The 9,567-nt window shown below is 63.0% G+C and carries 9 protein-coding genes; 5 read left to right on the forward strand and 4 right to left on the reverse strand.

Features of this window, described 5'->3' with window-relative positions:
* The first annotated feature begins 28 nt into the window (after positions 1-28).
* The 3 genes from RGM2987_RS07540 (at position 29) to rhtB (ending at position 3,249) form a co-directional block, all read left to right on the forward strand.
* Positions 29-1,939 carry an ATP-binding cassette domain-containing protein gene (locus tag RGM2987_RS07540; protein ID WP_245139470.1) on the forward strand — a complete coding sequence of 637 codons (1,911 nt, stop codon included), beginning with the start codon at positions 29-31 and terminating at the stop codon, positions 1,937-1,939.
* Positions 1,939-2,520, forward strand: coding sequence for a mechanosensitive ion channel family protein (locus tag RGM2987_RS07545; protein WP_245139471.1), 582 nt, complete (start codon positions 1,939-1,941; stop codon positions 2,518-2,520). Before RGM2987_RS07540 ends, RGM2987_RS07545 begins: the two co-directional genes overlap by 1 nt.
* A gap of 96 nt (positions 2,521-2,616) precedes the next feature.
* On the forward strand, positions 2,617-3,249 hold the full coding sequence (gene rhtB / locus RGM2987_RS07550; RefSeq protein WP_245139472.1) for a homoserine/homoserine lactone efflux protein: 633 nt from the start codon (positions 2,617-2,619) through the stop codon (positions 3,247-3,249).
* 136 nt (positions 3,250-3,385) lie between these two features.
* On the opposite strand, the gene RGM2987_RS07555 is transcribed toward rhtB, so the two are convergent.
* From RGM2987_RS07555 to RGM2987_RS07570, 4 genes are all read right to left on the reverse strand, one after another.
* Entirely contained in the window at positions 3,386-4,129 is a 744-nt protein-coding gene (locus RGM2987_RS07555) for a penicillin-binding protein activator LpoB (RefSeq protein ID WP_245139473.1), read from the reverse strand.
* A 3-nt stretch (positions 4,130-4,132) separates the two neighbouring features.
* Entirely contained in the window at positions 4,133-4,720 is a 588-nt protein-coding gene (lpoB, locus tag RGM2987_RS07560; RefSeq protein ID WP_245139474.1) for a penicillin-binding protein activator LpoB, read from the reverse strand.
* Positions 4,721-4,944: 224 nt separating this feature from the next.
* Positions 4,945-5,316: a YcfL family protein gene (locus tag RGM2987_RS07565; RefSeq protein ID WP_245139475.1), complete on the reverse strand. Its 372-nt coding sequence runs from the start codon at positions 5,314-5,316 to the stop codon at positions 4,945-4,947.
* A gap of 18 nt (positions 5,317-5,334) precedes the next feature.
* Positions 5,335-6,729, reverse strand: coding sequence for a hypothetical protein (locus RGM2987_RS07570; protein ID WP_245139476.1), 1,395 nt, complete (start codon positions 6,727-6,729; stop codon positions 5,335-5,337).
* Between the two features lie 314 nt (positions 6,730-7,043).
* Here RGM2987_RS07570 and RGM2987_RS07575 point away from each other — a divergent pair, with 314 nt between their 5' ends.
* Together RGM2987_RS07575 and RGM2987_RS07580 are read left to right on the forward strand one after the other, a co-directional pair.
* Positions 7,044-8,942 (forward strand): cytochrome c/FTR1 family iron permease, encoded by a 1,899-nt coding sequence (locus RGM2987_RS07575; RefSeq protein WP_245139477.1) that lies wholly within the window; start codon positions 7,044-7,046, stop codon positions 8,940-8,942.
* A gap of 106 nt (positions 8,943-9,048) precedes the next feature.
* Positions 9,049-9,504, forward strand: coding sequence for a YaiI/YqxD family protein (locus tag RGM2987_RS07580; RefSeq protein ID WP_245139478.1), 456 nt, complete (start codon positions 9,049-9,051; stop codon positions 9,502-9,504).
* Positions 9,505-9,567: the final 63 nt, after the last annotated feature.

Genomic DNA, 9,567 nt, shown 5'->3' on the forward strand with positions numbered 1-9,567 from the left:
AGCGAAGCTGGTAGACTCCGCCGCCATTATGATCCGACTTCAGAACCTGACTTTACAGCGTGGCCCGCAACGTCTGCTAGAAGACGCCGAGCTGACCCTGCACGCCGGCCATAAAGCCGGCCTCATCGGTGCCAACGGCGCCGGCAAATCGAGCCTGTTCGCTTTGCTTCGGGGCGAACTGCACCCGGACTCCGGTGATTGCTCGCTGCCGGCCGACTGGCGTATCGCCCACATGCGCCAGGAGGTCGATACCCTTGAGCGCCTGGCGGTGGATTATGTGCTCGACGGCGACGTGCGCCTGCGCCAGGTCCAACGTGACCTGGCGGCGGCCGAAGCGGCCCATGACGGCGCAGCCCAGGCCCGTCTGCACGCCGAGCTCGACAGTGCCGACGGCTATACCGCCGACGCCCGTGCACGCAAGTTGCTTGCCGGCCTGGGTTTCACCAATGAGCAGATGGACCGCCAGGTCGGCGCGTTCTCCGGCGGCTGGCGGATGCGCCTGAACCTGGCGCAGGCCTTGATGTGCCCGTCGGATCTTTTGCTGCTCGACGAGCCAACCAACCACTTGGACCTCGACGCCATCATCTGGCTCGAAGACTGGCTCAAGGGTTACCCGGGCACGCTGTTGCTGATTTCCCACGACCGTGACTTCCTCGACGCGGTGGTCGATCACGTGGCCCATGTCGACCAGCGCAAGCTGACCTTGTACCGCGGCGGCTACAGTGCCTTCGAGCGAGCTCGTGCCGAACGCCTGGCCCAGCAACAGCAGGCCTACGAGAAGCAGCAGGCACAGCGTGCGCACATGGAAAGCTACATCGCCCGCTTCAAGGCCCAGGCCACCAAGGCCCGCCAGGCCCAGAGCCGGATCAAGGCACTGGAGCGGATGGAAGAACTGTCGGCGGCCCATGTCGATTCGCCGTTTGATTTTGTCTTCCGTGAATCGAGCAAGATCTCCAGCCCGTTGATCGACCTGTCCGACGCGCGCCTGGGCTACGGCGACAAGACCGTGCTGGAAAAGGTCAAGCTGCAACTGACGCCGGGCGCGCGGATCGGCCTGTTGGGTCCCAACGGTGCCGGCAAGTCGACGCTGATCAAGAACCTCTCTGGCGAGCTTCAGCCTCTGGCCGGGCGCCTGACCCGTGGCGAGAACACCGTGGTCGGCTACTTCGCCCAGCACCAGTTGGATTCCCTCGATGCCAAGGCCAGCCCGCTCCTGCATTTGCAGCGCCTGGCGCCGACCGAGCGCGAGCAGACCCTGCGCGACTTCCTCGGTGGTTTCGATTTCCGTGGGGCGCGCATCGACGAACCGGTGCTGAATTTCTCCGGTGGCGAGAAGGCTCGCCTGGCGTTGGCGTTGATCGCCTGGGACCGGCCGAACCTATTGCTGCTCGACGAACCGACCAACCACCTGGACCTGGAAATGCGCCTGGCGCTGACCATGGCGTTGCAGGAGTTCAGTGGTGCGGTCCTGGTGGTCTCCCACGATCGGCATTTGCTCAAGAGCACCACGGATAATTTCTTCCTGGTGGCCGACGGCAAGGTCGAAGAGTTCGACGGCGACCTCGAGGACTACGCGCGCTGGCTGGTGGATTATCGCCAGCGCAACGCACCGGTCAGTTCCACCCCGGTGAACCCGGACAAGACCGACAAGAAAGCCCAGCGCCAGGCCGCCGCGGCATTGCGCCAGCAACTGGCGCCGCACAAGCGCGAGGCCGACAAGCTCGAAGCCGAACTGGGCAAGCTGCATGAGAAGTTGCAGAAAATCGAAACCAGCCTCGGCGACAGCGGTCTCTACGAGGCAGCGCGCAAGGATGAACTGCGTGAGTTGCTGGCCGAGCAGGCCAGGCTCAAGGTCAGGGAAGTGGAACTCGAGGAGGCGTGGATGCAAGCACTGGAACTGCTGGAAACCCTGCAAGCGGAGCTGGAGGCGTTGTCCTGATGGAAGCCCTGGCCTTGCCTGTCCCGGTCATGTGGATCGAGCCGATCTGGCTCGGTGTGCAGATCCTGCTGATCCTGCTGGTCGGCTATTTCGCCCAGCGCTTCGTGGCGCGTGCGCTCACGCGCCTCGGCGAGCGTTATCCGTTGCCGCCGCAACTGGTGATCATCCTGCGGGGTGTATTGCGTTGGCTGATCATGGGCAGTGCGGTGCTGATCGTGCTCGAGCGCCTGGGCGTCTCGGCCACGGTGCTGTGGACGGCGCTGTCGGGTTTCGTTGCCGTGGCGGCGGTGGCGTTCTTCGCCATCTGGAGCGTGTTGTCGAACCTGTTCTGCGCCGTTCTGATCTACACCGTCGGGCCGTTTCGCCTGGGGGATGTGGTGGAGCTGGTGGACACCACCGACAAGCCAGGCATCAAGGGCCGAGTGGTGGCGATCAACCTGCTCTACACCACGCTGATCGAACCCGAGGAGCTCGGCACCGGCAGCGCCATGGTGCAAGTGCCCAACAGCCTGTTCTTCCAGCGTTCGGTACGGCGCTGGCGCGGCAGCGAGGCGTTTCCGGTCGGCGGGTTCCTCGAGTAGCCCCGGGCCGATTGGCTGTCGTTCGAAAAAGCAGTGGTCAATCCCCCGGCGGCGCATTAGCTTAGTGGTTTCAACGGATCTGAGCCGAGGTGTGCAATGTTGCTGGAAACATGGCTGGCGTTTTTTGCGGCATGTTGGGTGATCAGTCTTTCGCCGGGTGCCGGTGCCATCGCATCGATGTCCAGTGGGCTGCAATACGGTTTTTGGCGTGGCTACTGGAACGCCCTGGGCCTGCAACTGGGCCTGGCGTTGCAAATCGTGATCGTCGCCGCCGGCGTTGGCGCGATTCTCACTGCGTCGGCCACTGCGTTTTATGCGATCAAATGGTTTGGCGTGGCGTATCTGGTCTACCTGGGCGTCAAGCAGTGGCGAGCCATCCCCGGCGACCTCAGTGACGATGCAGCGGTGCGGCCCATCGGCAAACCCATGGCGCTGCTGTTCCGTGGCTTCCTGGTCAACATCAGCAACCCCAAGGCGCTGGTGTTCATGTTGGCGGTGCTGCCACAGTTCATCGACCCCCATGCGCCTTTGGTCAAGCAATACCTGATCCTTGGCGTGACCATGATCTGCGTCGACCTGATCGTCATGGCCGGCTACACCGGGCTGGCGTCCAAGGTGCTGCGCTTGTTGCGTACGCCGAAACAGCAACGGCGGATGAACCGCACGTTTGCCGGACTGTTCATCGGCGCGGCGGGGTTGCTGGCGACGATTCGCAAGGCGGCGGTGTAACCGCACCGTTCACAGGCCACCTGTGGCGAGGGAGCTTGCTCCCGCTGGGCTGCGAAGCGGCCCCAATGAGCGGTCGCTGCGCAACCGAGCGGGAGCAAGCTCCCTCGCCACATAAGCCTCTATTCAGTGGTGGGGCTCAGCGCAGGATCACCGGCGCCGTATCCCGCGGCAGATTGTTGCGCTGCGCAGGCTCGCGGGGTTCTTCGTAGCTCGGGCCGCCGAGTTGTTCGCTCATTTGCCGCGCCACGTCTTCACCCAAGGCCTTGGACACATCGCGCACCACCCGCGGACGGTTGAGGCTGATGTGCACGTCCCGATGGTTCATCAGCTTGGTGTCCTGGGCCTCACCCATGGCGGTGAACGCCGAGGTGATTTCGTAGGTCTTGGTATTGATCAGGCTGAAGTCCGCCACCAGGGTCAACCCGAGCACCGCCGAGTAGCTGTCAGTGTTGGCCAGTTCGTTGATATCGCGAGTGAAGTCGATGTCCGACACGGTGCCGAACAGCACGTAGTCGGCGCCTTTGAAATTCCCGGCCTTGATGCGCTTGATGACGTCGTAGACGTCGCCCGTGGACGACGCGGTGTAGGGCGTGCTCTGCACCAGCTGGAACATCCCGCTGCGCAGGATCTCGCCCTTGATGTCGCCGGTGAACTTGCGCAGCTCACCCTGCTCGATGTAGCTGCTGGTGGCTTCCATCTCGTCGTAGCTCGACGATGCGCTGGCGCTGTAGCCGTTCGCCTGGAAATTGCTCTGGGCGGAAACGGTGTGGATGTATTCTTCCACCCGCTCCTGGTACGCCAGGTCGGTGACCGCGACTTTGGGGGCCGCCTGCGCGCCGAACGCGCAGGCCAGGGCCATGATGCCGATCCATGTGCGCATGGCTTAACGCTCCGTGGTCTTGCGGATTTCTTTCTCGTCCATCCATTCGGCCAGACCGCTCTCGACGTCGATCAATTGCAGGCTGAATTTGTAGAAGACGTCCTTGTAATCGCTGCTGCGCTTGACGATCGAGCTGATGGAGCCTTCGAGGCGGTACTTGGCGGCAATCATGTTGCCGGTCTTGGCCACGGTGCTCTTCTTGTACAGGCCGCTCTGGTTTTGCAGCTTGAGCTGGTCGACCTGGCTGTCCATGGCCGTGTTGTCGCTGGCGAAACGCGCCGCGCCGGTCTTCATCAGCTGGGTCTTGATGCTGGTGGTGATCTCGCGGGTGTCGATGTACTCGCTGGTCTTGTTCTTCACGTCATAGACCTGGACTACCGGACGACCCTGCAGGATCCCGGACTGGGCCAGGGAGCGGGTCATGGACTCGGCGATCATTTGCAGGTCGGTGGAGCCGAACTCGTTGGTCACGGTTTCCACGGCCTTGGTGTCGCCGTAGCTGATGTTCTTGTTGCCCAGCACCGGGGAGTTGTTGGCGCAGCCGCTGACCAGCAGGACGGCGAGGGCGAGGGAGGAAATGCGTAGGAACATGTGGGTGCTCTCGAAAACTGAATGAATTGGACTCAGGCGTAAATGCCGACCCATAAGGAACCTGTGGCGAATATTCCTGTGGCGAGGGAGCTTGCTCCCGCTGGGCCGGGCTGGCGCACCAGCGCGAAGCGGCCCCAAAATCTTGCGGTCGCTACGCAACCGAGCGGGAGCAAGCTCCCTCGCCACAGGGACCACGCCATAGCCCTCAAGGGTCGTTGTCAGGCTCAAGGCGTATTGATTTCCAACCGGAAGTCCACGGCCTTGGGAGTCGGCGCGATGGCCGGCAGGAACTTGGTCTGCTCGCCGTACAGCGTCAGGGTTTTCCAGGTTTCTTCCTCGGCAATCGGGAAGCCTTCGGGGCCCAGCCAGGCGAAGCGGTAGTACATCGTCTTGTTGTTGTAGCTGGTGTTGCTCAACTGGACGTTGACGGTCAGGTAGCCGTTTTCCCGGGCCACGCGCATGGCGCCAACCACGATGTTCTTCGTCTTGCCCATTGCCACGACCTTGCTGGCGGCGGTGCCCTGCTCCGGTGGCGGCGGGGTGGCGCAACCGGCCAGCAAGGCCAGGGCGCCAATGGCGATCAGTTTGAAACGCATGTGAACAAGACTCCGTTCTTAAGGTTGCTTGAGGGCAATGGCGGTCGGGTTGGCGCCGGGCATCACCTGGGCGGCCAGGCCACCGGCAAAGACCTGGTTGCCTACCGCCCGCAGGCTGATGACCTGATAGCGCTGGTCGACGGTGACCTTGACCACCGAGCCGCCCACGGCACTAGGCAAGGTGACCTGGTGTTCGCCTTTCTTCAGGCGCAGGCGTACCACCTGGGTGTAGTCGGGCAGGGTGCGCCAGGTGCGGGTGTCGGCACCTTCCAGCACGGCCGAGGTGAGACCAACAGCCAGGCCGGCCAGGGGGTTGGTGTCGTTGATCTGCTTTTGCGCGACGCCTTTGGTGATCGCGCGCACGGTGGTGCGCAGGATGATGCCGGGCATGTCGTCACGCAGGGCGCGGCGGGACATGGCGGTCGTGCTGTTGAGCTGGGTCAGGTCCACCTGACGTCCATCGACGCCGATCTGGGCGAAGGTGGCGGTGGAGGTATCAGGCTTGATCACCGGGAATGACAGCGGTGTGATCACCAGGTTGCCGCTGATCGGCAGGGGCAGGGGAATGCGGATCGAATCCCGGGACGGCGCCAGGCCACTCTGGACCACGATCAGGATATCGCTGTCGTCGTTTTTGGCGGCGGGCTTGTCGAGATTGACCAGCGCCTGCTCCAGCAACGGCGTGTTGGGGCGCAGTTCGGCGGCTTTTCGATAACCAGGGGCAGCCAGGTCTTTCTCACCCAGCGCTTCGTAGACGAAACCAGCCAGGTAATGGCTGAACGCGCTCTGGTAGCTGTTTTTCAGGCCGACCACTTCCGGAGCGTCAAGACTGGCCACCGGGTAGCCCTTGAGGTCCTTGTACTCAGTCTTGACCCCTTGCTGCTCGGCCTCTTCTTCGCTCTTGAGGTATTGCTTGTCCCGCAAGTCGGCAATGACCGCCTCGCGTTCGTGGGTCTTCTTGATCTGGGTCCGGGCGCCATCGAAGTCGTTCACGGCGAGCAGGTTCAGGGCCATCTGCGTGGTCAGCATGACCTTTTCGTAGTCATAGCCTTCATAGCGGCGAACCTTGTCGTTGACCAGGAAGCTGCCGAACTGGGCCGCATACTTGGCGGTGTCGAGCTTGACCGCGTCTTCCCACTGGCCAACCTGCTGGTCGGCGCTGGTCCAGGCGCTCTGGCTGCCGGACAGGTCACCCTTGGCGCGCAGCAGTTCACCCTTCTCGAAGTAATACAGCAGGTCTTTGTCCTGGCTGGTGTTGTTCTTTTCCAGCAAGGTCAGCGCCGCGTCGACATTGCCAGACGCCAGTTGCTGGTTGGTCTGGGCCAATTCGCTGTCGTAGTTGCGAAAGGCCGAGCAGCCGGACAACAAGGTGATTGCCCCGAGGACGACCGAGAAAACGGCACGGGATGCCATGAACATTTCTTCCCTGAGTATCAGCCGGAGTGTGCGGGTCGGGCTGGAGCGATCCCACGGACAAGCGTCGGGACGCTGTCGTTCCTCATAACACGAGGAGCTTTTATGCCATCGGATAATATGAGGGCCGCGCGATTATAGACATGGCCGTTGGCTATGTAATGGCTTTTCAATTTCGAATTGCTGTTTTTGTGACATCACTTCCAAAGCATGAATATCCGATGAAAAAGCGCCGCCAACTCACATCGGCTCTTGAGCCAGAGTCATTGGAAGTGAACAATGTGTTACTTCTTATTACCAATCGAGAGTCATTCATGACTGCCCCGTTTCGTTTCATGGCCTGGCTGGCGCTGCCGCTGCTGGCGCTATGCAGCCCTTATCTGCTGGCCAACACCGTCGAAGGCGCACCACAGGCGCTGCATTTGCTGGATTACATCGGGGCGGATTACCCGGCGACGGTCGAGGCGGGCAAGGTCATTGACGACGCTGAATACCGCGAGCAGTTGGAATTCATCCGGGTGCTGGAGGGGCTTATCGCAGGGCTGCCGGCCAAGCCGGAAAAGACCGAGCTGAGCCAAGGCATCGGCACCTTGCGCAACGCGATCACCCAGCACCAGGATGGTGCTGATGTTGCCCGCCAGGCACGGCAGTTGGGGGCCCGGCTGGCGGTGGCGTATGAAGTCAGCCAGGCACCGGTGATCACTCCCGACCCCTCGCGGGGCGCGCCGCTGTATGCCCAGAATTGCTCGGTGTGCCATGGTGCCAACGGTGCCGGCGACGGTCCCGCCGGTGTCGGGCTGGAGCCGCCGCCCTCCAATCTGCGCGACGGCCAACGCCTGGATCGCCTGAGCCTCTATGCGCTCTACAACACCCTGGGCATGGGCATAGAAGGCACCGACATGCCGGCCTTCGCCGATCAGCTCGACGACCGTCAACGCTGGGACCTGGCGACCTACATTGCCAGCTTCAGCGCCGATCCGGCGGCCGCCAAAGGTGAGCAGACCTACAACCTCGCCGACCTCGCTCGCCAGACCCCTTCCGAGGTCCTCGCCGCTCAAGGCCCGACGGCAGCGGCCACCTTCCGCGCCCAGCGTGCCCAGCCGCCGCAGGTGCAGCGCGGCCCGGCGCAGTTGCTCGACTACACGGCCGCGACCCTGGACAAAAGCATCGCGGCCTATCGCGCCGGCGATCACGACCAGGCCTACGACCTGTCGGTAGCGGCGTACCTGGAAGGTTTCGAGCTGGTGGAAAGCTCGCTGGATAACGTTGATACCAACGTGCGCAAAGACACCGAGAAGGCGTTGATGGCTTACCGTCAGTCCTTGCAGGATGGCTTGCCGGTCGAACAGGCCGAACAGCGCCTGGCCGCAGCCAAGGCCAAGTTGAAGGCATCCGCCGGCCTGCTGGGCGGCGATGGCCTGAGCTGGTCGCTGAGCTTCATCTCGGGCTTGTTGATTCTGTTGCGTGAAGGCCTGGAAGCGATCCTGGTGCTGGCGGCCATCCTGGCATTCCTGCGCAACACCGGCCAGGAGTCGGCGGTGCGCAGCGTCAACCTCGGCTGGGGCCTGGCGCTGCTGGCCGGCCTGGCGACCTGGGGCCTGGCTGCCTACGTGATCGACGTCAGCGGTTCCCAGCGCGAGCTGCTCGAAGGTGCGACGGCGTTGTTCGCCAGCGTGATGGTGCTGTGGCTGGGTGTGTGGATGCACGACCGGCGTCATGCGGCGGCTTGGCAGGATTACATCAAGAGCAGCCTGGTGGGGGGCGGTGGTCGCTTCGGCTTCGCGGTGCTGGCGTTCTTCTCGGTCTATCGCGAACTGTTCGAAGTGATCCTGTTCTACGAGACCCTGTGGTTGCAGGCCGGCCCGGCCGGGCATAACGCAGTATTGAGCGGTGGTGCGACGGCGCTGGTGCTGCTGGTGGGGTTGGCCTGGATCATCCTGCGCGGCTCGGCGAAACTGCCGCTGGCGCTGTTCTTCAGCATCAACGCTGCGTTGTTGTGCGCGCTGTCGGTGGTGTTCGCCGGCCATGGCGTGAAGGCGTTGCAGGAAGCCGGGATCTTCGGGACCCGTCCGGTGGCGTTCTTCGACTTCGACTGGCTGGGCATTCATGCCGACGCCTATTCGCTGACCGCCCAAGTGGTGGCGATCCTGGCGATCATGGTGCTGTACGGGCGTAGTTGGGTGGCGGAGAAGCGTCGGGTTCAGGTTTCCTGAAGCATTCGCTGCGCTCATTATCGCGAGCAGGCTCGCTCCCACAAGGTCCTCGCTACCTCTGTGGGAGCGGGCTTGCTCGCGAAGCTTCTAAGAGAGGAAACACCCAATGCGTGTATGGATCGACGCCGACGCCTGTCCCAAGGCTGCGAAGGAGTTGGTGGTCAAGTTCGCCTTGAAGCGTCGGTTTGAAGTGGTCCTGGTGGCCGGCCAGCCGCAGATCAAGCCGGCCCTGGCTTGCGTAAAGCTGATTGTGGTACCCAGCGGGCCTGATGCGGCGGACGATTACCTGGTGGAACATGCCGAGCCGGGCGAGCTGGTGATCTGCAGCGATGTGCCCTTGGCCGACCGGTTGGTGAAAAAGGGCGTCGCCGCCCTGGACCCTCGGGGCAAGGAGTTCGACCCGCAGAACATGGGCGAGCGGCTGGCGGTGCGCAACCTGTTCACCGACCTGCGCGAGCAAGGCCACGTCGGTGGTGGCCCGGCGGCGTACAGCGAGCGGGACAAGCAAGGGTTTGCCAATGCGTTGGATCGGATACTCACTCGGCTGGCCCGAATGTCCTGAGTCTCACGCCATCTACTGTGGGAGCGGGCTTGCTCGCGAATGCGCCGGTTCAGCTGGCATATC

This window comes from Pseudomonas sp. RGM2987 (assembly GCF_022952855.1).
Lineage (GTDB): Bacteria > Pseudomonadota > Gammaproteobacteria > Pseudomonadales > Pseudomonadaceae > Aquipseudomonas.

What these genes read in the sequence shown, in the direction of transcription:
- RGM2987_RS07540 (WP_245139470.1), top strand. Translation starts at nt 29, where the DNA reads ATGATCCGACTTCAGAACCTGACTTTACAGCGTGGCCCGCAACGTCTG.
- RGM2987_RS07545 (WP_245139471.1), top strand. Translation starts at nt 1,939, where the DNA reads ATGGAAGCCCTGGCCTTGCCTGTCCCGGTCATGTGGATCGAGCCGATC.
- rhtB (WP_245139472.1), top strand. Translation starts at nt 2,617, where the DNA reads ATGTTGCTGGAAACATGGCTGGCGTTTTTTGCGGCATGTTGGGTGATC.
- RGM2987_RS07555 (WP_245139473.1), bottom strand. Translation starts at nt 4,129, where the DNA reads ATGCGCACATGGATCGGCATCATGGCCCTGGCCTGCGCGTTCGGCGCG.
- lpoB (WP_245139474.1), bottom strand. Translation starts at nt 4,720, where the DNA reads ATGTTCCTACGCATTTCCTCCCTCGCCCTCGCCGTCCTGCTGGTCAGC.
- RGM2987_RS07565 (WP_245139475.1), bottom strand. Translation starts at nt 5,316, where the DNA reads ATGCGTTTCAAACTGATCGCCATTGGCGCCCTGGCCTTGCTGGCCGGT.
- RGM2987_RS07570 (WP_245139476.1), bottom strand. Translation starts at nt 6,729, where the DNA reads ATGGCATCCCGTGCCGTTTTCTCGGTCGTCCTCGGGGCAATCACCTTG.
- RGM2987_RS07575 (WP_245139477.1), top strand. Translation starts at nt 7,044, where the DNA reads ATGACTGCCCCGTTTCGTTTCATGGCCTGGCTGGCGCTGCCGCTGCTG.
- RGM2987_RS07580 (WP_245139478.1), top strand. Translation starts at nt 9,049, where the DNA reads ATGCGTGTATGGATCGACGCCGACGCCTGTCCCAAGGCTGCGAAGGAG.